We start from the raw sequence: 22,318 nt of genomic DNA on the forward strand, positions 1-22,318 counted from the left end.
GCGTCAGCCGCCGTCAGGCGCGAGGGAGCGCCAGAAGGCGTGGAGGCGCGCGTTGAACAGGTCCGGGGACTCCTGGAAGGGCTGGTGGGCCTCCAGTGGCAGGACTTCGAAGCGGGCGCCGGGGACGGCGTCGGCCACCTCCTGTCCGAACCGCGGTGGTGTCGCGATGTCGCGCTCCCCGGCGAGGACGAGCGTGGGGGCGGTGACGCCGGGCAGCCGGTCGAGCGTGTCGTGCCGGGTGAAGGGCTCCAGTTGGCGCTGGAAGGCCCGCGGGGACTGCGGGTGGGGGAAGGCGAGGGCTTCGTCGATGAGGCGCGACACGGTGCCGTCGGCGTGGGCGCGCGGCGTGTAGATCCACAGGAAGAACGCTTCCAGCATGGCGCGTTCGTCGGGTGCGTGCGTCACCAGCCAGTGCCAGGAGCGGGTCATGGCGGTGAGGTAGGCGTCGGAGCGCGCCCAGGTGCTGACGAGGACGAGGCTGCGGACGGCCGCCGGGTGGCGCAGCGCCAGCTCCTGGGCGATGGCGCTGCCCCCCGAGTAGCCGACGACGTGCGCGCGGTCCACGCGCAGCGCCCGCAGCAGCTGCGCGGCGTCGTCGGCCATCATGGCCACGGACAGGGGCTCCTCGGGCAGCGGCGTCCGTCCCGCGCCACGGTTGTCGAAGGCGATGACCCGGTAGCGGTCGCCCAGCCCGTCGAGCTGGTGCTCCCAGGCCTCCGCGGGATCCCCCAGACCGGCGATCAGCAGGACGTCGGGCCCCTGACCGCGGCTCTCGACCCAGATCGTCGTTCCGTTGGCCGCCACGTACTCACCCACGACAGGAACCACCTCCCACCCCATCGTCCCCCGCACCGGCCCGCGTGCGAAGACCGCGGCAGGCACCGGCGGCGGCTACCCCTCCTGGGCGGCGTCGTATCCCTCCCGGGCCGCCAGGACCTCGTCCATGTGCTCCTCCGCCCACGCCTTGATGGCCCGCATCAGCGGGACCAGGCTCTGCCCGAGCGGGGTGAGCGCGTAGTCGACGCGGACGGGCACGGACGGGGTGACGGTGCGGGTGAGCAGGCCGTCCCGTTCGAGGTTGCGCAGGCTCTGGGTGAGCATCTTCTGGCTGACGCTGGCCAGCTTGCGGGCCAGGTCGGAGTAGCGCTGGGGCCCGTCGGCGAGGGCGGTGACGATCAGGCTGACCCACTTGTTGCTGATGCGGTCCAGCAGGTGCCGGGCGGGGCACTGGGCGAGGTAGGCGTCGTAGGCGGCGGCTTCCGCGGCGCGCGTGGGCATGGCTCTCCCCGGAGTTCGGTGGGCACCTTGAAGTGCGTTCTTCCTGATGGAGAGTAACTCTCCATAGAGTCGCCGCAGTGAGCAGAACCCCCAACCCTCCGATGGACACGGAACGGACGCTGGGCGGAAGGAGGGGGCTGACGGAACCGAGCGAAGGGAGAGCGGCGCATGCGTGCGGTCGTGGTACGGGAAGCGGGCGGGCCGGAGGCGCTGGAGCTGGTGGAGGTCCCGGTGCCCGCACCCGGCGCCGGTCAGGTGCGGGTGCGGGTGGAGGCGGCCACGGTCAACCCCGTGGACGCGGCGACGCGTTCCGGCGCCCTGGCCGCGGCGGGCCTGCTGCCGCCGAGGGAGACCACCGGCATCGGCTGGGACGTGGCGGGGCGGGTGGCGGAGGTCGGCCCGGGCGTCACCGGTTTCGCCCCGGGCGACCGGGTGATCGGGGTGCGGGACCGGCTGGACCTCTCGCTGGGCACCTACGCCGAGTACGTCGTGCTGGACGCCACCGCGGTGGTGCGGGCGCCGTCGCGGCTGTCGGCCGCCGAGGCCGCCACGCTGCCGCTGAACGGGCTCACCGCCCTCCAGGCCCTGGACCTGCTCGCGCTGGAGCCGGGGGCGACGCTGCTGGTGACCGGGGCGGCCGGGGCCGTGGGCGGCTTCGCGGTCGAACTCGCCGCGCAGCGCGGGCTGGACGTGGTGGCGTCGGCCGGGGCGGCGGACGAGGAGTTCGTCCGCGCGGTGGGGGCGCGCTGGTTCGTCCCCGCACCCGTGAACTCGCCGAAGCCGTACGCGAGGTGGTGCCCGGCGGCGTCGACGGCGCGCTGGACGCGGCCGTGCTCGGCATGACCGCGCTGGGAGCCGTCCGCAACCGGGGCGCCTTCGTCTCCGTCGTCGGCGGCGCGGCACCGACCCCGCTGCGCGGCATCACGGTGACCGAGCAGTGGATCGCCGCCGACGCCACCGCCCTGGCCGAACTCGCCGCCCTCGCCGACGCCGGCAGGCTCACCCCGCGCGTCGCCGGTGTCCTGCCACTGGGCGAGGCGGCGGGCGCCCATCGGCGCCTGGCCGAGGGCGGCCTGCGCGGCCGTATCGTCCTGACCCCTTGACAGCGGCCTGGCCCCTCGACGGCCGCCTCGTCCTGCCGTGACACGGCGGAACCAGTTGACGCGGCGGCACCGGTCCGACTGGGAGAGGGGCTCAGCCAGCGGCGGCGCGGCGCTCGCCGACGATTCCCTCGACGATCCGCAGCAGCCGTTCCCCCGCCCCGTCGATGCTCCCGTTCTGCGTGCTGACCTGCGCGCCTTCGAGTACGAAGGTGATCGCGGCGGCGGCCTGGTCGGGATCGGGCAGCCCGGCCCGGACGCACAGGGCGGTGAGCCTGCGGGTCTGGAGGGCCTTGTGCTCCTCGATCACCTGCCGGGCGGGGTGGGAGCGGTCGGGCAGCTCGGCCAGGGAGTTGATGAACGGGCAGCCCCGGTGCGAGATCCTCGGCAGCCCGTCGGCGATGAAGCGGGCCAGGGCGAGGATCTGCTGCCGGGGCCGGTCGGGATGGGCGGCCTCGGCCCGGTCGAACGCGGCCTGGTAGTCGGCGGCCAGGATCCGCAGCCACTCCGCGACCAGCGCGTCCTTGGTGGTGAAGTGCCGGTAGATCGCCATCTTCGTGGTCCGGGCGCGCTCGGCGATGGCCTGGACGCCGACCGCCTGGATGCCCTCGCTCTGGAAGAGCTCCTCGGCCGCGTCGAGGATGCGCTCGCGCGGCGGCAGCGTGGCCACCCTGCCGGGTCTGCTGACACTCGATCCCATGACTGCTCCGTGACGTCCGCTCGGCCGGACCCCGCTCGGGGCTCCCTCAAGCCCCTGCTACGGTACCAGCCAGTCCCAGACGATACCGCTCGGTATCACAAGGTACCCAGGGGTATCGTCTCTCTTCCGGGAGCGACAGTGAACGTCACCGAATACGTCAGCTTCGACGCGGTCGGACTCGCGCGGCTGGTCGCCAGCGGCGAGGTGCGCCCCGCCGACCTTGAGGCCGCCGCGCGCGAGGCCGCCCGCGCGGTGAACCCGCGCGTCAACGCGATCGTGGAGACCTGGCCGACCGACGACGAGCCCCACCCCCGAAACGGCCCCCTGGCCGAAGTCCCCTTCCTGATCAAGGACATAGGCGTCTCCATGGCGGGCAGGCGCACCGAACTGGGCAGCCGCCTGGCCGCCGGTCACACGGCCCGCGCCGACTCGTTCCTGATGCGGCGCTTCCGCCGCGCGGGCCTGCGCACCTTCGGCCGCACCGCGACACCGGAACTGGCGTACAGCACCACGACGGAACCCGCGCTGTACGGGGCGACCCGCAACCCCTGGGACCCGGAGCGCAGCGCGGGCGGGTCCAGCGGCGGCGCGGGAGCCGCCGTCGCCGCCGGGGTCGTCCCCGTCGCGCACGCCACCGATGCGGCGGGCTCCCTGCGGATCCCGGCCGCCTGCAACGGCCTCTTCGGCCTGAAGCCCACGCGCGGCCGCGTCTCGATGGGCCCCGACGCCGACGAGGTCTTCAACGGTCTCGCCGTACAGGGCTGTGTGAGCCGCACCGTGCGGGACAGCGCGGCCCTGCTGGACTAGATCCGCGGCCCGGAGCCGGGCGACCCCTACACCGCTCCGGAGCCCTGTCGCCCGTACCTCCAGGAAGTCACCCGCTCTCCGGGCGTGCTGCGCATCGGCGTCCTCACCCACGCCTGGGGCGGACGGCGCACCACCGCGCCCGTGGCCGCCGCCCTGGCCCGCACCACAGAGCTGCTCGCCTCCCTCGGCCACCGCGTGGAGGAGACCGCGGTCGACCTCGGGGCCGACTGGGACGACTTCGTCCTGGCCAACGCCCGCCTGTGGACGGCGAACCTCTCGGCCTCGCTCCACCACCTGGCCACGGCCCTGGACCGCCCGCTCGACGCCACCACCCTCGAACCCGTCACCCTGGCCGCCCACCGCTACGGGCAGCGGGTCAGCGGCCCGGACTTCGTCACCGCCCTCACCGTCCGCAACCGCGTCGCGCGCAGCCTGGCACGGCACTTCACCACCCACGACCTGCTGCTCACCCCGACCCTGCCGGAGCTGCCCGTGCCGCTGGGCACGCACGGGGACGGCGCGGAGGCACTGGACGGCCTCGGGTGGCTGGCCCGCCTGTTCGACCACTCGCCGTTCACGGCGGCCTTCAACGTGGCGGGCACCCCCGCGATGTCGGTGCCGGTGACGGCCGACCCCGAGACGGGCCTCCCCGTGGGCATGCACTTCGCCGCCGACCACGCCCGTGAGGACCTGCTCTTCCGCCTCGCCGGGCAACTCGAACAGGCCAGCCCGTGGTCGGGGCGGACTCCCGCGGTGTGGGCGGGGCGTCCTCGGTGCGGGGAAGAACGCCCCGGCCACGGGAGGGGGAGCCGAACCGGCGGCGGCCGGTCGGCTCAGGGCAGGATCGAGTCCACGTAGCCGCCGTCGACGCGCAGGGCGCCGCCGGTGGTCGCGGACGCGTGGGGCGAGGCCAGGTAGACCACCATGTGGGCGATCTCCTCGGGCTCGATGAGGCGCTGGATCAGGGACTGCGGACGGTGCTTGACCATGAACTCGCGCTGCGCCTCGTCCCACGGCAGCTCGTGGCCGACCAGCTCCCGCACGAAGTCTTCGACGCCCCCGGTGTGCGTCGGACCGGCGATGACGGAGTTGACGGTCACGCCCGTCCCGGCCGCCTCCTTGGCGAAGCCGCGGCTGACGGCGAGCAGCGACGTCTTGGTCATGCCGTAGTGGATCATCTCGGCGGGGATCACCACGGCCGAGTCGCTGGCGAGGTTCAGGACGCGGCCCCAGCCCCGCTCCTTCATGCCGGGCAGGTACGCGCGGATGAGCCGGACGGCGGACAGGACGTTCACCTCGAAGTAGCGGCGCCACTCGGCGTCGTCGATCTCCAGCGGGGCGGCGGAGCCGAAGACGCCCAGGTTGTTGACCAGGATGTCGACCTCGGGGACGGCCTCCAGCACGGCCGTGGCGCCCTCCTCGGTCGCCAGGTCGCCCACGGCGGCGACCACGTCCTCGCCGCCGGACTCGGCACGCACCCGGTCCAGGGCCCGCGCGACGCGCTCCGCGCCCCGTCCGTTGACGGCCACCCGGGCCCCGGCGCGGGCCAGGCCGACGGCGATGGCGTGTCCGATGCCCTGGGTGGAGCCGGTGACCAGGGCGGTGCGGCCGGAAAGGTCGATCTGCACGATGGTTCCTCCTCGTCGAGGGTGTGCGGCTGTCCCTCCATCGACACCGACGGGGGCCGGTACCGCAGGGCGTACGCCGCTACCCGGTGTACGGCGGGTGCCCCGAGCGCCCGGTCCCCGACACGTGGGGCGGGGCGGGTGCCCGGGGCGTTCGGGACGGTGGTCAGTTGAGGGTGTCGGGGTTCGGGCCGGTGCGCAGCCCGCGGTCCAGGCCCGCGACGGCGGTCATCTCGGTGTCGCTGAGCTCGAAGCCGAAGACGTCGAGGTTCTGACGGATGCGCTCGGGGGTGACGGACTTGGGGATCACGATGGTGCCGCTCTGCAGGTGCCAGCGCACCACCACCTGCGCCGGGGACACGCCGTGGGATCCGGCGATCTCCACGATCGGACCGTCCTGGAGGACCGCGCCCTGCGCCAGCGGGCTCCATGCCTCGGTGGCGATGCCGTGCTCGGCGTGGAAGGCGCGCAGCTCGTGCTGCTGGAGCGCCGGGTGCAGCTCGATCTGGTTGACGGCCGGGGTGACGCCGGTGTGCTGCTGGAGCCGCCGCAGGTCGGGGACCCGGAAGTTGGAGACGCCGACGGCGCGGGCGCGCCCGCTCGCCAGGATCTTCTCCAGGACACCGTAGGTCTCGACGTACAGATCGCGGGCCGGGGCGGGCCAGTGGATCAGGTAGAGGTCGACGTAGTCGAGGCCGAGCTTGTCCAGGGAGGCGTCGAACGCGGCCAGGGCCTTGTCCTTGCCCTGGTCGTCGTTCCACAGCTTCGTCGTGATGAAGAGGTCCTCGCGGGGCAGGCCGGAGGCGGCGAGGGCCTTGCCGACGCCGCGCTCGTTGCCGTAGATCGCGGCGGTGTCGATGCTGCGGTAACCGGCCTCGAGGGCGCTGGCGACGGCGGCGGTGGTCTCCTCGTCGGGGACCTGGAAGACGCCGAAGCCGAGCTGCGGCATGACCACACCGTTGTTGAGCGTCACGTTCGGGATGGCAGTCATGAGGGGGCCTTTCAGTAGTGCTGTTGGTGCTTTTCCGCACGGGGTCGCATGGGGTCGCACGGGGCCGTGCTGGTCCGTGCTGGTTCGTACGATTCCGTGCTGGTTTGTAAGACTTCGTACGCCTTCGTACGATTTCGTGCGGCTCTGTACGACTCCGTACCACTGGTACGACTCGTACGACTCCGTACGACGGGTGGTCAGCGGCGGGCGGCGCTCACGGGGGAGGCGAGGTCCGCGGAGGCGGGGGTGGCGGCTTCGGTGCTGTGACCGGCGGCTTCGTGGCCGGTGGCGGAAGCCGGGCCCTGGGAGGGGCGCAGCTCCAGGCGGTGGGAGATCACGGCGAGGACCAGCGCGGCGGCGGCCAGGGCGGCGCCGACGGCGTTGGGCGCGGTGTAGCCGAACCCCGCGGAGATCACCGTGCCGCCGAGCCAGGCGGCCAGCGCGTTGCCGAGGTTGAAGGCGCCGATGTTGGCCGCCGAGGCCAGGGTGGGGGCGCCGTGGGCGTGGTCCAGGACCCGCTTCTGCAGCGGCGGGACGGTGGCGAAGCCCAGCGCGCCGATCAGGAAGACGGCCACGACGGCCGCGGCCTTGACGGACGCCAGGAAGGTGAAGAGCAGCAGGACGAGCGCCAGGCCGCCCAGGGCCGTGTAGAGCATGGGCATGAGCGAGCGGTCGGCGTACCGGCCGCCGAGCAGGTTGCCCGCCACCATGCCGAGCCCGAAGACCACCATCAGCCAGGTGACCGAGGACTCGGCGAAGCCGCCGACGTCGGTCATCATGGGCGCGATGTAGGTGATCGCGGCGAACACGCCGCCGAAGCCCAGCACCGTCATCGCCATGGCCAGGACGACCTGGACGTTCCTGAAGGCGGCGACCTCGTGCCGCAGCCGCACGCCTTCCGGCTTGGGCAGGTCGGGGACCAGCTTGGCGACGCCCGCCAGGCCGAGCACGCCGAGCGCGGCGACGATCACGAAGGTCACCCGCCAGCCCGCGCTCTGGCCCACGAACGTGCCCAGAGGTACGCCGACGACGTTGGCCACGGTCAGGCCGGTGAACATCATGGAGATGGCCCCGGCCTTCTTCTCCGGCGCCACCAGCTCGGCGGCGACGACCGACCCGATGCCGAAGAAGGCGCCATGGGCCAGCGAGGCCACCACCCGGCCGATCAGCATCACGGCGAAGACCGGTGCGAAGGCGGAGATGAGGTTGCCGAGGATGAACAGGCCCATGAGCAGCATGAGCATGTTCTTCCGGGAGATCCTGGTGCCCAGGACGGTCATGATCGGCGCACCGATCATGACGCCGAGGGCGTAGCCGGTGACCAGGAGACCGGCCGTCGGAACCGACACCCCGAAGTCCGCGCCGACCTGGGGCAGCAGTCCCATGATCACGAACTCCGTGGTGCCGATTCCGAAGGCGCCTATGGCCAGGGCCAGCAGTGCGAGCGGCATGACAAGGGTCCTTTGACGGTGCAAGGGGGAGGGGCGGGGCGGGTCCCGGACGGGCCCCGGGTGAGCCCTCGCGCAAGGGAAGTTTCGTACGCGCCTTACGAGCGTCCACAATAGTTGCACACGCGGGATAAGTGCAAGCGCGGGCATAGTGAACGATGTGCGCCTGCGGTCGTGACCGGGTCTACCGCCCGTCGGCGGGGCGGGCCGGGGGTCGCTCGGCGCCGGAGGTGAGGGCGCCGCGGGCCGTGGCGGGCGACAGCGCGGCCGCGAGGAGCATCAGGAGCAGGACGGGCAGCATCGCGGCCCGCAGGCCCCGGTGCTCACCGAGGAGGCCCAGCAGCGGCGGTCCGGCCAGCAGCGCCACGTACCCGATCCGGGAGGTGAGCGCGATCCGGGCGGTGGTGTCCGGGCCGGACTCGCCCGCCGCGGAGAGCGCCAGCGGGAACCCGAGTGACGTGCCGAGCCCCCAGAGCGGCACGGCGCAGGCCGCGGCCACGGGGGCGTCCACGAGCGACACCAGGGCGATGCCGACGGCGGTCAGCAGCGCCCCGGACCCGAGCACCGCGGGGCGGCCGAAGCGGGTGACCACGGGCCCGCCAGCGAAGCGGCCGACCGCCATGGCCGCGGCGAACGCCGCGTAGACCGCCGACCCGAGACCGGCCGACGCGCCGTGGCCGTCGACCATCAGCAGCGGCAGCCAGTCCGTGGCGGAACCCTCGGCGAGCGTCATGCCGAACACCACGCCGCCGATCATCAGCAGCCGCACGTCCAGCAGCAGGCGGCGCTCCCGGGAGCCGCTGCCCCCAGGCGGGTCCGCGGCGTCCGGCTCCGGGCGCCCCAGGCCGGGGCGGAGGCCCGGCACCGCGCAGGCGAACAGCCCGGCGGCCAGCAGCAGCACCGCGGCCAGGTGCCAGGGCGCGGGCAGGCCGACGGCGGCGCCGAGCACTCCGAGGCCCGCGCCGACCACGGTGCCGAGGCTGTAGCAGCCGTGCAGGGCCGGAAGCACCGGTCGGCCGAACTCCCGCTCCACCACGGACCCGTCGACGTTGCTGGCGACCTCGGACAGGCCCATGCCCGCGCCGATGAACATCAGCCCGGCAGCCACCACCGGTGCCGAGGCGACGGCCGCGCCCAGCGCGGCCGTCCCCACTCCGCCCAGCACCAGACCCATGCCCGTCAGGATCACCGGGCGTGTGGCGAACCGCGCCACCAGGGCACCGGCCACCAGGATGCCGAGCATCGAGCCGATCGACATGCCGAACAGCACAAGCCCCATCTCCGCGGTGGAGGCCCCGAGCCGGTCCCGTACGTCAGGCGTGCGGGTCACCCACGTGGCGAGCGACACCCCGGGCATCGCGAAGCAGAGTCGCAGGGCCCGGCGGTGACGGCGGACCACCGGGCCCGGACGCGGCTCCCCGGGCGCGGGGCCCGCGGGGCCCGCGGGGAAGGACGATGGCATACCCACGCACCCTAACCGCGGTGCCGGGCCTCTCCGTTGCCGGGATGGGCGGTCCCGCCGAGGCCGCGCGCCCGCTCGTCGACGCCCCACCCCGAACGGCGTTCACCCAGCCGCTCAGAAGCCGGGCGGCATCCGGTCCCGCGGCCCGGCGACGCCCGGCGGGATCTGATCCCGAGGCCCGTCGGGGCCCGGCGGCATCGTGTCCTTCGGCCCGTCGGGCACCTCTGCCGCGCCGTCGTCCCTCTGTGCCCGCTCGGCCACGATCGGGTCGGTCGAGTCCACGACCATGCGCGCGACGCGCAGCGTGCACTCCCACTGCGTCAGCTTGCCCTTGATCACCACCAGGTACGTCTCCTGGTCGGCGAAGCGGTACACATGACGCCGCTTCTCGATGATGTTCTTGCTCGGTACGTACGTGGACAGGGCCGCGCGGAGTGCCGTCAGCGCCTCGGCCTTCGTCTCCAGCCCCCGGCGGATGAAGTCGGTCCGGTACACGTCGCTGGTGTACTGCGCGATCACCACCCAGTGACCCATGTGCTCCCCCCTTGGTCCGGGCTGCCAGTCATGCACGACTCGGCCTCCGGAGCAAGAGCCACGGCGACCTCAACGGCCGTACAGGGCAACCTGGTTGGGGCCTTCGGGCCGGACCCCCGGGCGGGTGCGTGAGACGATCGGGGAACGGGCCGCAGGGAGGGGGATTCCATGGCAGGCGAGGGGCAGCTGCATGTCAGCGCGGAACTGGCGGGCGTGCTGGAGCGGATCGACGCGCTCGGCGGGATGGTCGACGAACGGGCCGACGCCGCCGAGGAGTTGGGGCGGCTTCCGGAGGACACGGCGCGGGCCCTGCTCGACACCGGGATCGTACGGGCCGAACTCCCGCTGAGCCTGGGCGGATACGAGTTCGCGCCGCGGCAGCTGATCGAGACGGCGGAGCGGCTCAGCTACCACGACGCCGCGGCGGGGTGGACCATGTTCGCGTTGCAGATGGTGACGGGGACCACGGCGGCGTACCTCGCCGAGGACGCGGCGGCCGACCTGTTCCCCGACGTGCCGAACGGGAAGCACGCGCTGCTCGCCGGGCACGGCACACGCCCGGGCCGGGCCGTCCCCGTGGACGGCGGCTACCGCGTCAGCGGGCAGTGGCAGTTCGCCTCCGGCATGGCGCACGCCACCCACATTCACAGCGCGATCCAGGTCGAGGGCGCCGGCGAGCTGCGGGTCCTCGCGATGCCGAAGCCGCGGGTGACCCTGGACGGCAACTGGGACGTGCTCGGCCTGCGGGCGACCCACAGCGTCGACTACCACTGCGCCGACGTGTACGTGCCGCACGCGTACACCTACGTCGCGACCACGGACACCCCCGTCAACGGCGGCGCCGTCTACCGCGTCGGCCTGGTCAACATGGCGGCGATCGGACACACCGGCTGGGCCCTCGGCGTCGGCCGACGGCTCCTGGACGAGCTGAAGCGGGTCGCCGCGGCGCGGACGGGTGCGCGGGGCGCCGCCGTCGACACCTCCCAGTTCCACGCCGAGTACGCGACGGCGGAGGCCGGGCTCCGGGCGGCCCGCGCCTGGGTGAACGAGGTCTGGCGGGACGTCGAGCAGACCCTGGACCAGGGCGAGCCGCCGAGCACGGAGCAGGAGACGCTGATCCGTCTCGTCCTGAACCACACGACCTCGACCGCGTACGAGGTGGGCCGCACCGTGCACCGGTGGGCCGGTTCGGCGGCGATCCGCCGCGGCCCCGTCGACCGGTTCCTGCGTGACCTCGGGACGGGCACGCAGCACATCACGTCGAGCCCGCTCGTGCTCCAGAACTGCGGCAAGTGGCTGAGCGGCGCCCGGCCGGACGCCCGGTGGTTCTTCCTCGACCTGGTCTGACCGCCCGCGGGCCGCGCGGCGCTACCGGCCGTCCTCTTCGCCTGCGCCGAGCAGCCCGGACACCAGGCGGCGGGCGTACGCGGCGTCGAGGCCGGTCGGGCGGAAGAGGACGCGGTACATCATGGGGGCGACGACGTGGTCCATGACCGTCTCGGTCCCGGGAGTGTCCTCGTCGCGCTCGGCCGCGCGGGCGAGGATGGCGTCGATCTGCTCGGCCGCGTAGGCCGAGCACTGCCCGGCGTTGCCGCCGTCCGGGTCGCCGAGCAGGGTGTCGCGGATGTAGGCGCGGCCCGAGGGGGACGCCATCTCGTCGAGGAACTGCTCGGCCCAGGCGGTGAGGTCGGTCCGCAGGTCGCCGTGGTCCTCCGGCGCGCCGTCGGGGCGCAGCCGTTCCACCGCGACGTCCGACAGTAGTTCCTGCAGATCGCCCCAGCGCCGGTAGATCGTCGACGGGGTGACGGCGGCGCGCTGGGCGACCAGCGGCACGGTCAGCGCGTCGCGCCCCACCTCCGCCAGGAGCTCCCGCACGGCGGAGTGCACCGCGGCCTGGACCCGGGCGCTGCGACCGCCGGGGCGCACCATCTGCTTGCGACTCATGGCACCACTTTAAAGCACAGTCGTTGCGTTAAGCGGGCGCGAGGGGAGGGGTGCTACGGCACGTGGTGGCCGCCGGAACGCAGCGCCTTCGCCGCGCCCCCCGCAGGCCACGCTCAGCCGACCGGTGCGAGCGCGCGGGCGGGCTGCGTCCGTTCGTAGGCGTGGCCCACCCGCAGCAGTGTCCGCTCGCCGAAGGGTCGGCCGAGCAGCTGCATACCGAGGGGCAGGCCCGCCGTGTCGTGCCCGACGGGGACGGACAGGGCGGGCACCCCTGTGATGTTGGCCGGCGAGGAGAGGCGTACGTAGGCGTCGGAGACGCCCTCGACCGTGCCGTCGGACCAGGTGACGGTCTCCTGGCCCGCCCGGACCGCGGCCATCGGGACCGTCGGGGCGGCGATCACGTCGACCTGCTCCAGGAGGCGGGCCCACGCGCCCCGCATCAGCGTGCGGGCGCGCTGGGCCCGCAGGTAGTCGCCCGCGGGCATCAGCTCACCGGCCTCCAGGAGGATCCGTACGTCGGCCTGGTACAGCTCGGGCGCGGCGCGCAGGGTGCGCTCGTGGTAGGCGGTGGCCTCCGGCACCATCAGGCCCCACTGGGTGGCCTGGATGTAGCGGGTCATCGGGATGTCGACCTCGACGAGCCGGGCGCCGAGCGCCTCCAGCTGGGCGACGGCGCGGTGGACGGCGGCGGCCACCTCCGGGTCGACGTGGTCGAAGTAGTAGGCGCTCGGCACGCCGACGCGCACGCCCGTCAGGTCCGGGTCCCGCTCTGGCCGGGGGTCGGGGGCGGGGGCGTCCAGCGAGGCGGGGTCGCGCGGGTCGTGCCCGGCGAGGGCGGCGAGGACCAGGGCCGCGTCCTCGACGGTGCGGGTGATCGGCCCGACGTGGTCCAGGGACCAGGACAGCGAGATGACGCCGTGGCGCGGCACCAGGCCGTAGGTGGGCTTGAGGCCGACCACGCCGTTCAGCGCGGCGGGCACCCGGATCGACCCGCCGGTGTCGGTGCCGAGGGCGAAGGTCGCCGCCCCCGCGGCCACCGCGACGGCGGACCCGCCGCTGGAGCCTCCGGCGACCCGGTCGCGGTCCCAGGCGTTGCCGGTCTGCGGGGTGGTGAGGCCGTAGGCGAACTCGTGGGTGTGGGTCTTGCCGACCAGCACGGCCCCGGCGGCCCGCAGCCGGGCGGCGACCGTGCTGTCGGCGGCCGCGCGGTGGTCGGCCCGGACCCGGGAGCTGGCCGTGGTGGGCGTTCCGGCGACGTCGATCAGGTCCTTGAGGCCGGTCGGGACGCCGTGCAGTGGCCCCCGGTACCCGCCGCGGGCGATCTCCCGCTCGGCCTCGCGCGCCGCGTCGCGGGCCTGCTCGGCGGCGACGGTGACGTAGGCCGCGACGTGCGGCTCCACCCGGTCGAGGCGTGCGAGGACGGAGTCGACCAACTCGACGGGGACAGGCGTCGTTCGCGGATCTCGGCCGCCGCGGCGGCGAGGGTCAGCTCATGCGGTCGCATCGGGCCGCTCCTCTCGCGCGCGGTAGGCGCTGCCGGGCGGGGTGTCGCCGAAGTCCAGCTCGCGCAGGACCGCGACGACGGAGTGGATGTGGTTGGCGGTGGCCGCGACCGCGGCGTGGCGGTCCTCGGGCAGTACGAGCCCGGCCCGGGCGGCCCAGCGGGCGGCCTCGGACGGCGTGAGGTCGGCGGAAGGCATGGATCCCTCTCCTGGTCGGGGTGGGGCTGGGGCTGGCGCTTGGGTGGCGAGGCCCCACCCCCGTAAAAGCTAATGGTTTGCGTTAGGGCGACTGTAGGTTCTATCGTCGCTTAACGCAAACAGATTGCTTTTACGGGAGGAGTCTCGCGCCCGGCGCCATGCCCGGCACCCCCGCGCACCGCCCCCTCCGGAACGGCGGACGCCTGGCCGTCCCGCCCGCCGCGGCCCCGACCCTCAGCGGCCCGCACGGCTCAGACAGCCGCGACCCACCACCCCGCCGAAGAGCGAAGGAACCACCAGACCATGCAGACCCCCTCCGCCGCCGCCACTCCCTCCTGGACCGTGGGCGACGTCACCGTCCACCGCGTCGACGAGACCCCGCTGCCGCCCGCGACCGGGCCGTGGCTGCTGCCCGACGCCACCCCCGACGTGGTCGCGGGCCACGACTGGCTGCGCCCCGACTTCGCCGACCGCGACGGCGTCCTCCATATCGACAGCCACAGCTTCGCGTTCGTCGTGGATGGGCTGCGCGTGCTCGTCGACACCGGCATCGGCAACGGCAAGGAACGGGCCAACCCCGCCTGGCACGACCTGAACACCGACTACCTGGACCGCCTCACCGCGGCCGGGTTCCCGCCGGACTCCGTCGACCTGGTCATCCTCACCCACCTGCACGCCGACCACGTCGGCTGGAACACCCGCCAGGCGAACGGCGTATGGGTGCCCACCTTCCCCGCCGCCCGCTACCTCACCGCCCGCGCCGAATGGGACTTCTGGGCCGGGTACGCCATGGAGGAGGCGCGCCGCCAGATGTTCCGCGACTCGGTGACACCCGTGGAGCGGGCCGGTCTCCTCGACCTGGTCGACGTCCCGGCCGAAGGCGCCCGGATCGCCCCCGGCCTGCGCCTGCTCCCCACCCCCGGCCACACCCCCGGCCATGTCGCCGTCGAACTGACCAGCCGGGGCGAGACGGCGCTGATCACCGGCGACTGCGTCCACCACCCCGTCCAACTCGCCCACCCCGCCATCGGCGCCTGCGTCGACATCGACCCCGGGCGCTCCGAGGCCACCCGCCGCGCGCTGCTCGCCTCCCTCGCCGACACCGGAACCCTGCTCCTCGGCACCCACTTCGCCCCGCCCACCGCGGGCCGGGTCACCACCCACGGCGCCGCGTACCGGCTGCTGCCCGTCCCCGCGGCCTGACCGGCGGCGTGCCGGTCCGCTTCGCGGACCCCGGCCGCGCTCCCGGCCGCCGCGTCGTGGGGCCTCGTTCACGCGGGGCCCCACGGCGGCATCAGACCGTGAGGACGAGCTTGCCCTGAAGGTGCCCGGCGTCGAGCAGCCGGTGCGCGTCGGCGACCCGCTCGAACGGGAACGTCTCCCGCACGTGAACCCGGAGCGCGCCCCGCTCGACGAGCCCGACGAGCCCCCGCAGGGCGACCGGATCCGGGTCGACCGCGATGCCGCTGAAGCGCAGGCCCGCCGCCTCGTACCGGGCGGCGAGCCCCGCGTCCTCCTCAGCCACGGCCGTCACCAGGTGACCGCCCGGGCGGAGCACGTCGAGCGAGCGCCCGGCGGTGTCGCCGCCGATCGTGTCGAGTACGACGTCGATGTCGCGGACCGCGTCGGTGAAGTCGACCGCCGTGTGGTCGATCACCTCGTCGGCGCCGAACCCCCGCACGAACTCCCGCTTGCTCCCGCTGGCCGTCGCGATCACGTGCGCGCCGAGCGCCTTCGCGATCTGGACCGCGACATGGCCGACCCCGCCACCGCCGCCGTGGACCAGGACGCGGTCGCCCTCGCCGACGCCCGCCAGGGCGACGAGGCCCTGCCACGCCGTCAGCCCGACGACCGGCAGCGCCGCCGCCTCGACGTGCGAGAGCGCCGCTGGCTTGCGCGCCAGGTGCAGCGCCGGGGCCGACACGACCTCGGCGTACGCGCTCGCCGCCCGCGGGAACAGCGGCATCCCGAACACCTCGTCACCGGGCCGGAACCGCCACGTCCGGGCCTCCTCCACCACGCCGCTGATGTCCCACCCGAGGACGAACGGCGGCTGTCCGAGCAGCGGGAACTCACCCGCGCGCAGGCGCGCCTCCAGCGGGTTGAGCCCGATCGCCCTGACGCGGACGAGGACCTCCGTCGGGAGGGGCCTGGGCTCGGGCGCGTCCACGACGGTGAGCACCTCGGGACCGCCGACCGTCTGCTGGGTGATGACTCGCATGACTCTCCTGGCACGGGTGGAAGGGACAGGAGCTCCGAGGCTAGGAACCCGACAGGAACCGGCGGGTACCTAAGCCGCGGGTACCTTGGGCGCCATGAGCGGTAGTGGTCCCGGCGCCCCCTTCCTCGCCGACTGCCCGGCGCGCCTCGCGGTCGAGCTGATCGCCGACAAGTGGACGGTGGTCGTGCTCGCCGGCCTCAGCCAAGGCCCGGTGCGCCACGGCCAGTTGGTCGAGCTAATCGGCGGGATCTCCCGCAAGGTGCTCACCCAGACGCTCCGACGCCTCATGGCGCACGGACTCGTCCACCGCCAGGCCCACGCCGAGGCACCACCCCGCGTCGAGTACGAACTCACCCCGCTCGGCGCCACGTTGACCGAGCCGATCCGCGTCCTGACCGAGTGGGCGCGGGCGCACGGCGAGGCCGTGCTCGACGCCCTCGACGCCACCGGTGCCGGGCGGGCCGCGCACGGCGGCTGAGACCCGGCCAGGACACCGAGGACACGCCCCGTGCGGGGGTCCCGCGGGTCTGGAACGGGTCTGGAACCCGTCTCCTCGCCGTGGACTAGGCTCGGGCCATGGGTCCCTTCCTGGCCGTCCTCCACGGCGTGGCCGACGCCGCTGACAAGGTGCGGCTCACCGAACAGCAGCAGCGCGAGTTCATGAACGCGTGGGCCGCGTGGGCCCAGAGGAACGAGCACGCCCTGGTCGATCCCGGTGCGCCGCTCTTCCGCAAGAAGCGGGTGACGGCCGGGGGCGTCGAGGACTTCACCGACTCGAAGACCGCGTACGCGATCGTGAAGGCCGAGACACACGACGACGCGGCACGCCTCTTCAGCGGCCACCCTCATATCGCTCTGATGCCGGGGAACTCGATCGAGGTCATCGAGTGCCCGTCCATCCTGTCCTGAGCAGCTCGGCTTCCCGCCCGACCTCCAGGACCCCTCCTGAAGGGCCCCGCTTCCACGACCGTGGCCGTGCCCGGACGCACGGGGGCGGGCGGAGACAGGAGTGATACAGAACAGATGGGAAGCCGCCGCCATCCCCACAAGCGGCAGGTACACAGCCGGAAGACGCTGAGCGGGTCCGCACCCGCCGTGAATGCCCGACCTTCCCCGCACGGAGGCGCCTTCCCATGTCAACGATCACCCGTGACCGCAGCGAGCGACCGGGCCGGAGGAGACTCCCGCGTCGCCGCGCCATGGCCGTCTCCGCCGTGGTCATGGCCGGACTCCAGGCGAGTACGGGCCTGTCCGCCGCGCGGGCAGACCGACAGCCCGCCGGAGCGAAGCTCGACTGGCACCTCTGCGCGAGCGCCGCGAAGGAGTGGCCGATCAAGGACGACACCCGCACCGAGTGCGCCGAGCTGACGGTGCCGCTGGACTACGGCAAGCCCGAGGGACGGAAGATCACACTCGCGGTGAGCCGCGTCCGGGCCTCTGACCCCACGGCACGTGCCACGCCCCTCGCGTTCGTTCTCGGCGGACCGTCGTTCTCCAACATCAGCGACCCGGCGTCGGCGACGCGACGCGGACTCGGCTCGCTCAACACCCGACACGACTTCGTCGGGCTGGATCTGCGCGGCACCGGATACAGCGACCACGTCTCCTGCGACTCCCCGCAGCTGCCCGAACCAGCGCCGACCACGCCGGAGAAGGACGTCCTGAAGGCCGCCTTCGCATCCCAGGCGGAGTTCAACACCCGCTGCGCGGCCGCCGACCCGGACTTCGTGCGGCAGCTCACCCCGGAGAACGTCGCCCGCGACATCGACCGGCTCCGGTCCGCCCTCGGATCGAGGAAGGTGAACTTCTACGGGGCCTCCTTCGGCACCGCCGTCGGGATGGCCTACCGCTCCCTGTTCGACGCCCGCACGGAACGCATGTGGCTGGACTCGGTGATGCCGCCGACCCGCCACTGGCCCACCATGGACGGCGCCACGGAGGCGGTCGGCGAAGAGGCCGTCGCGTCGTTCGTGGCCTGGCTGGCGCGGCACGACGCCACGTACCGTCTGGGCGCCGACGAGACCGGTGTCCGGCGGCGTCTCGGCACGTTGCGCAACGACCTGGACAAGGAGCCGCGCGTCAGCGGTGACACCCGCTTGGACGGAAACTGGGTGGCCGGACAGGTGGCCCGCCCCCGGGACGAATGGAGCGACGCGGCCAGGAGCCTGGTCGCGGTCCTCAAGGGCGGCGCCCCGCCGACCGAACCCACCGCCGAGGCGCCAACAGCTCGGAGACGTCCCGTGTTCGGGCTGGGCGGCCCCCGCAGCGGCCCCAACTACCTCCAGTACAACGCCGTGTTCTGCAACGCCGACGCGTCGAGCCGCGACTTCGAGGCGCTGTGGGCGGCCCGTGAGGCCCGCCGTCGGGCCGACCCCCTGACCGGTGGCACACAGTTCAGCGTCTGGTGTGCCGACTGGCCGCTCGACTCGCCAGCCGTCACACCCTCGCGGGGCGACAGCGCGCTCCAGCTGTCGGGCCACCTCTATGAAGGGGTCACCCCGTACGCATGGGCTGAACAGGCCAAGGTTGCCACCGGGGGTGCTCTGCTCACCGTGCTGGACGACGGACACGCCTCGTTGCCCTCATCGCCCTGCGCCGAGAAGGCCGTCACGTTCTTCCGCACGGGGCGCAAGGCCGAGGGCACCTGCCGCAGCGCGGCCGACTGACATCCCCGTACGCCAGATCCCCGTACGTCAACGGAGGCACTCGATGAGGTAGTCGCCGGTGTCGGGGTCCACGGTGACGCCGTGGGCCTCGCTGCCGAAGCCGGGGAAGGCGCGGTCGAAGGCTTCGAGCGAGGTGAGGTACCGCAGCAGGGGGCCTTCGGGCGCTCCGAGGGACTCGCCGGGCATGAGGACGGGGATGCCGGGCGGGGTGACGGTGACCATGGCGGCGGCGATCCGGCCGTCGGCGTCCGCGAGACGGACGCGTTCGGTGCCCTCGCGGACGAGCCGCTGGTAGCAGTGCCGGGGCGGGTGGACCGGGGTCGGCGGGTGCCGGAAGGCCTCGTCGAGGGACTGGACGAACGCGCCATCCGTGAGGTGCTGGTGCATCCGCGCGCACAGCTCACGCAGGCCCATGTCCCCGTACGTGCGGGGGTGGCGCTGGGTGAGGGCGGGCAGCACCCGGTGCAGGGGCGCGTCCTCGTCGTAGAGGGCCTTGAAGTCGATCAGGCCGTCCATGAGGGTGCCCCACTTGCCCTTGGTGATGCCCATGGAGAACAGGACGAGCGTGCTGTAGCTGTCGGTCTTCTCCACGACGATGCCGCGTCCGGCCAGGTACTCGGTCAGGATCCGCGCCGGGATTCCCCACGGCTGTGCCCCGCCGGTGGCGGTGACGCCGGGGCAGGTGAGGGTGACCTTGATCGGGTCGAGGAGGCTGTAGCCGTCGGTCAGGCCGTCGAAGCCGTGCCAGGCGGCGCCTGGTTCGAGCTGCCAGCACGACGGCTCGGAGGCGAGCAGGGAGAGCGGCGCGTCGGCAAAGGCCATGGCCTTTCCGGTGGCCGGGTCGGTGACCGTCTCGGGCTGCCAGACGCCGAAGAACCATCCGGGCCGGTCTCCGGCGGTGGCGATCCGGCGGCCCGTGCGGACGACGGCCTGCCGGAACCGGACGGCCTCGGTGATGGCCTCGTCGATCAGCCAGCGCCCCTGGGGGCCGTCCATCATGGCGGTCGCCACGTCGAGGGAGGCGATTCCGGGGTAGAACGCCGAGGTGGTGCCGTGCATCATGAACGCCTCGTTGAAGCGGTCGTGTTCCACGGGCGCCCGGGACGCGGGGCGCACGTGCACCATGGCGCACTGCGAGAGGGCGGCGAGCAGCTTGTGCGTGGAGTGGGTGGCGAACACCGTCGGCCGGTCCGGCTCCGGGAAGGTGTCCGGGCCCACGGCCATGCCGTACCGGCCCCGGTACAGCGGGTGGAACCGGGCGTAGGCGATCCACGCCTCGTCGAAGTGCAGGCGCGGCGTACTCGGGGCGAGGGCCCGCGCCGCGGCGAGGGTGTCGTAGCACAGGCCGTCATAGGTGGAGTTGGTGATGACGGCGTACTGCGGCTGCGGTGAGGCGGCGGCGTCGGCCAGCAGGTTGGCGGCGATCCGGGCCGCGACGGCCGCCGCGTCGATGGTGGCCGGGGGCAGGGGTCCGGCGAGCCCGTACCCGTTGCGGGTCGGCACGAGGTAGACCGGACGGGCCCCGGACAGGACCAGGCCGTGCAGGACGGACTTGTGGCAGTTGCGGTCGACGAGGGCGATCTCGTCGGTGGTGACGCTGTAGTGGCCGACCATGCGGTTGCACGTGGAGTCGCCGTGCAGCACGAAGTAGGTGCGCTCCGCGCCGAACACCCGGGCCGCGTTGCGCTCGGCCTCGCCGATCGGGCCGGAGTGCTCGTACAGCGACCCCAGCTCCCCGACGGAGATGGACAGGTCGGTGCGGAACAGCCGCTCCCCGTAGTAGTCGAAGAAGGCGCGTCCGGCGGCCGACTTCAGGAAGGCGACGCCGCCGGAGTGCGCGGGGGTGTGCCAGGAGTACTCGTGGGCGTCGTCGAACCGCGTGAGGGCGCTGAAGAACGGCGGCAGGACGTCGCACCGGTAGGCGGCGGCAGCGGTCGCCACCCGTCCGGCGATGAACGCGGCGGTGTCCTCCAGCGGCCAGATGTACCCGACGACGGCCTCGGCGACCCACAGCGGCAGGTGCTCCAGGTCGTGGTCGGAGCCGTCCGCCATGAGCAGGAACACCGGCAGGTCCTTGAAGCGGCGCCGGATGCGGTCCAGCACCTCGGCCCCGCCGGTGGGCAGGTCCACGCCGTCCACCGGCTCGCGGGCGCCGCCGCCGCGTCCGGGCGGACGCGGCAGGCCCCACGCCACGACCGCCGCGGCGAGACCGGCCTCGATCTGGAGCGTCGCCGTGGCGTCCCGGCTGTCACCGGCCCAGCGCAGCTCCAGACCGCGGCCCTCCAGCTCCTTGCCGATCCGGCGCATCTGCTCGGCGCTCACGCCGCTGGCCAGGGGGTTGTCGCGCAGCGCCAGCAGCACGGTGCCGTTCGTCATGGTGGCTCCTCCGCCTCGTGGAGCGTGCCCGTGTCGGCGCGGAGCAGCGGGCGTGTGGGAGCAGGCACCGCCAGCACCAGGGCTGGGTCATATGCCATTTCTCCCTGGCGCCGCGCTGTGGGCAGTACTCCTTGCGGGTGAATCACCGGAGCGTCGCCGTGCGGGGTCCGCCTTCAGGCCGCCCTCGTTCATTCGCTCCGCCGCACGGCGACGGGGCCCACACCCGCACCCCCGGGCCCCGGGCCTCAGCGGCTCAGCGGCACCGTGATCTGCTTCAGCCAGGTGCGGCGGGCGAAGTCGCGGGCCTTGATGACGACGGAGTCGCGGTGCACCTCGACCTGGAGGCCCTGGTTGAAGGTGCCTTCGACGGTGGTCTCGCCGCCCTTGCCGTCGTCGCGGAACCCGGTCTGGATGGCTCCGGTGTTCACCACGGTGAACCCGTTGAGGTTGGCGGTGCCGGGCACGACCCGGCGGACGATCCAGTCGGACAGGTCGAGGTCCCAGTGGGTGTGCCCGGAGAAGAGGAACACGTCGGGGTGGCGGCCGAGCAGGCTAAGGAGGCGGTCAGCCTGGAGGTAGTCGCTGGAGTACAGCTTGTTGCGGGTGCCGGAGACGGTGTTCGGCAGGGGGTGGTGGGTGATGACCATGACGGGCTTGCCGCGGCGCGACCAGTGCCACAGCCGGTCCTCCAGCCACGCGAACTGCGCGTCGCTCAGCCACACCTCGTCCCACAGCTTCGGGTCGTGGAAGTGCATGTACCGCTCGGTGCCCAGGCAGAGCACCGGGACGCCGCCGAAGGACGTCTCCGCGTGCACGGCGTTGCGCCCGGCGAACCGGTAGAAGCTGCGGAAGAGCGAGTCCTCGGTGGTGCCGTTGGGCCAGGTGTCCTGCGCCAGCGTGTCGGGGTCGCGCCACTTCGGTACGTAGAACTCGTGGTTGCCGATCGCCCAGGCCACGTCGCGCGGGTGGGAGTGCCGCCGGAGTTCGGTGCTGACCTGCGCGTACTCGAAGTCGTAGCCGCGCGGCGTGATGTCTCCCGCCACGGCGAGGCCCGCGCTGCGCGGGTTGACGGCCGCCATGTCGTCCAGGGCCCGGCCGAAGTCCCGCAGGTCGCCCTGGATGTCGCTGATGACGTTGAACCGTACGACGTCCCGGCCGTGCCACCGGTCGCTGGGGGCGGCGTGGGCCTGCGTCGCGACGGCGGTACTGGCCAGGGCGCCGCCGCTCGCGGCGAGGAGGGTTCTGCGGTCCATGTGTGGCTCCACGGTGAAGGTGCGGATGTGCGGGGTGTGTCGTCGGTGAACCTCACGGCTACCGGTGCCCTTCCTGTCACATGTGGTGGGCACGTACATGTATCGGGCATGAACATCTGGCGAGCCATATCGGCCACCGACGGTGCGAAACCAGCCGATGGCTGGGGTGAGTTCGCCGGTGCACACGGGGGAACGCGCGCGGACGGCTCTGCT

Annotated in this window: 18 protein-coding genes and 3 pseudogenes; 7 read left to right on the forward strand and 14 right to left on the reverse strand. The window is 73.3% G+C overall.

Going from position 1 to position 22,318, the window contains the following annotated elements:
* Positions 1-3: 3 nt before the first annotated feature.
* Positions 4-816, reverse strand: a complete 813-nt coding sequence (locus tag ACOBQU_RS38080) for an alpha/beta fold hydrolase (RefSeq protein ID WP_423633909.1) — start codon at positions 814-816, stop codon at positions 4-6.
* Positions 817-891: 75 nt separating this feature from the next.
* Complete coding sequence (locus tag ACOBQU_RS38085) at positions 892-1,278, reverse strand: winged helix-turn-helix transcriptional regulator (protein ID WP_423633911.1); 387 nt, start codon at positions 1,276-1,278, stop codon at positions 892-894.
* 168 nt (positions 1,279-1,446) lie between these two features.
* On the opposite strand from ACOBQU_RS38085, the pseudogene ACOBQU_RS38090 reads away from it, so the two are divergent.
* Positions 1,447-2,381: pseudogene (locus ACOBQU_RS38090) on the forward strand (NADP-dependent oxidoreductase).
* A gap of 91 nt (positions 2,382-2,472) precedes the next feature.
* Here ACOBQU_RS38090 and ACOBQU_RS38095 read toward each other — a convergent pair.
* A complete protein-coding gene (locus ACOBQU_RS38095) occupies positions 2,473-3,078 on the reverse strand; it encodes a TetR/AcrR family transcriptional regulator (protein ID WP_423633913.1) in 606 nt (201 codons plus the stop codon).
* Positions 3,079-3,216: 138 nt separating this feature from the next.
* Between ACOBQU_RS38095 and ACOBQU_RS38100 the strand changes: the two are divergent.
* A pseudogene (locus ACOBQU_RS38100) lies at positions 3,217-4,743 on the forward strand (amidase).
* Here the strand turns inward: ACOBQU_RS38100 and ACOBQU_RS38105 are convergent.
* The 5 genes from ACOBQU_RS38105 to ACOBQU_RS38125 all read right to left on the reverse strand — a co-directional run bounded on the left by ACOBQU_RS38105 (position 4,719) and on the right by ACOBQU_RS38125 (position 9,945).
* Positions 4,719-5,513 carry an SDR family NAD(P)-dependent oxidoreductase gene (locus tag ACOBQU_RS38105; RefSeq protein ID WP_423633915.1) on the reverse strand — a complete coding sequence of 265 codons (795 nt, stop codon included), beginning with the start codon at positions 5,511-5,513 and terminating at the stop codon, positions 4,719-4,721. The pseudogene ACOBQU_RS38100 and the gene ACOBQU_RS38105 sit on opposite strands and share 25 nt — an antisense overlap.
* Before the next feature lie 163 nt (positions 5,514-5,676).
* Positions 5,677-6,501, reverse strand: a complete 825-nt coding sequence (locus tag ACOBQU_RS38110; RefSeq protein ID WP_423633916.1) for an aldo/keto reductase — start codon at positions 6,499-6,501, stop codon at positions 5,677-5,679.
* A 197-nt stretch (positions 6,502-6,698) separates the two neighbouring features.
* Entirely contained in the window at positions 6,699-7,952 is a 1,254-nt protein-coding gene (locus tag ACOBQU_RS38115) for an MFS transporter (RefSeq protein ID WP_423633918.1), read from the reverse strand.
* A 181-nt stretch (positions 7,953-8,133) separates the two neighbouring features.
* Positions 8,134-9,306 carry an MFS transporter gene (locus ACOBQU_RS38120; protein WP_423633920.1) on the reverse strand — a complete coding sequence of 391 codons (1,173 nt, stop codon included), beginning with the start codon at positions 9,304-9,306 and terminating at the stop codon, positions 8,134-8,136.
* 219 nt (positions 9,307-9,525) lie between these two features.
* A complete protein-coding gene (locus tag ACOBQU_RS38125) occupies positions 9,526-9,945 on the reverse strand; it encodes a hypothetical protein (RefSeq protein ID WP_423633922.1) in 420 nt (139 codons plus the stop codon).
* Positions 9,946-10,113: 168 nt separating this feature from the next.
* Between ACOBQU_RS38125 and ACOBQU_RS38130 the strand changes: the two genes are divergently transcribed.
* Positions 10,114-11,292, forward strand: a complete 1,179-nt coding sequence (locus tag ACOBQU_RS38130; protein ID WP_423633924.1) for an acyl-CoA dehydrogenase family protein — start codon at positions 10,114-10,116, stop codon at positions 11,290-11,292.
* A gap of 21 nt (positions 11,293-11,313) precedes the next feature.
* On the opposite strand, the gene ACOBQU_RS38135 is transcribed toward ACOBQU_RS38130, so the two are convergent.
* From ACOBQU_RS38135 to ACOBQU_RS38145, 3 genes and pseudogenes are all read right to left on the reverse strand, one after another.
* On the reverse strand, positions 11,314-11,889 hold the full coding sequence (locus ACOBQU_RS38135; protein ID WP_423633926.1) for a TetR/AcrR family transcriptional regulator: 576 nt from the start codon (positions 11,887-11,889) through the stop codon (positions 11,314-11,316).
* Positions 11,890-12,002: 113 nt separating this feature from the next.
* Positions 12,003-13,393, reverse strand: a pseudogene (locus ACOBQU_RS38140) (amidase).
* The gene (locus tag ACOBQU_RS38145) at positions 13,380-13,589 is read right to left on the reverse strand and encodes a hypothetical protein (protein ID WP_423633927.1); all 210 of its coding nucleotides are present in this window, start codon (positions 13,587-13,589) and stop codon (positions 13,380-13,382) included. The pseudogene ACOBQU_RS38140 and the gene ACOBQU_RS38145 overlap by 14 nt, the downstream one beginning before the upstream one ends.
* 303 nt (positions 13,590-13,892) lie before the next feature.
* On the opposite strand from ACOBQU_RS38145, the gene ACOBQU_RS38150 reads away from it, so the two are divergent.
* Complete coding sequence (locus ACOBQU_RS38150; protein ID WP_423633929.1) at positions 13,893-14,792, forward strand: MBL fold metallo-hydrolase; 900 nt, start codon at positions 13,893-13,895, stop codon at positions 14,790-14,792.
* Between the two features lie 91 nt (positions 14,793-14,883).
* On the opposite strand, the gene ACOBQU_RS38155 is transcribed toward ACOBQU_RS38150, so the two are convergent.
* Positions 14,884-15,810 (reverse strand): NADP-dependent oxidoreductase, encoded by a 927-nt coding sequence (locus ACOBQU_RS38155; protein ID WP_423633930.1) that lies wholly within the window; start codon positions 15,808-15,810, stop codon positions 14,884-14,886.
* Positions 15,811-15,904: 94 nt separating this feature from the next.
* Between ACOBQU_RS38155 and ACOBQU_RS38160 the strand changes: the two genes are divergently transcribed.
* The 3 genes from ACOBQU_RS38160 to ACOBQU_RS38170 all read left to right on the forward strand — a co-directional run bounded on the left by ACOBQU_RS38160 (position 15,905) and on the right by ACOBQU_RS38170 (position 18,476).
* Positions 15,905-16,288: a winged helix-turn-helix transcriptional regulator gene (locus ACOBQU_RS38160; protein WP_423633932.1), complete on the forward strand. Its 384-nt coding sequence runs from the start codon at positions 15,905-15,907 to the stop codon at positions 16,286-16,288.
* 98 nt (positions 16,289-16,386) lie between these two features.
* Positions 16,387-16,719, forward strand: coding sequence for a hypothetical protein (locus tag ACOBQU_RS38165; protein ID WP_423633934.1), 333 nt, complete (start codon positions 16,387-16,389; stop codon positions 16,717-16,719).
* A gap of 224 nt (positions 16,720-16,943) precedes the next feature.
* Positions 16,944-18,476, forward strand: a complete 1,533-nt coding sequence (locus tag ACOBQU_RS38170) for an alpha/beta fold hydrolase (RefSeq protein WP_423633936.1) — start codon at positions 16,944-16,946, stop codon at positions 18,474-18,476.
* A gap of 27 nt (positions 18,477-18,503) precedes the next feature.
* Here the strand turns inward: ACOBQU_RS38170 and ACOBQU_RS38175 are convergent, their stop codons facing one another.
* Together ACOBQU_RS38175 and ACOBQU_RS38180 are read right to left on the reverse strand one after the other, a co-directional pair.
* Entirely contained in the window at positions 18,504-20,852 is a 2,349-nt protein-coding gene (locus tag ACOBQU_RS38175) for an Orn/Lys/Arg decarboxylase N-terminal domain-containing protein (protein WP_423633938.1), read from the reverse strand.
* A gap of 245 nt (positions 20,853-21,097) precedes the next feature.
* Positions 21,098-22,105 carry a metallophosphoesterase family protein gene (locus tag ACOBQU_RS38180; RefSeq protein WP_423633940.1) on the reverse strand — a complete coding sequence of 336 codons (1,008 nt, stop codon included), beginning with the start codon at positions 22,103-22,105 and terminating at the stop codon, positions 21,098-21,100.
* Positions 22,106-22,318: the final 213 nt, after the last annotated feature.

This window comes from Streptomyces sp. G45 (assembly GCF_049542095.1).
Lineage (GTDB): Bacteria > Actinomycetota > Actinomycetes > Streptomycetales > Streptomycetaceae > Streptomyces.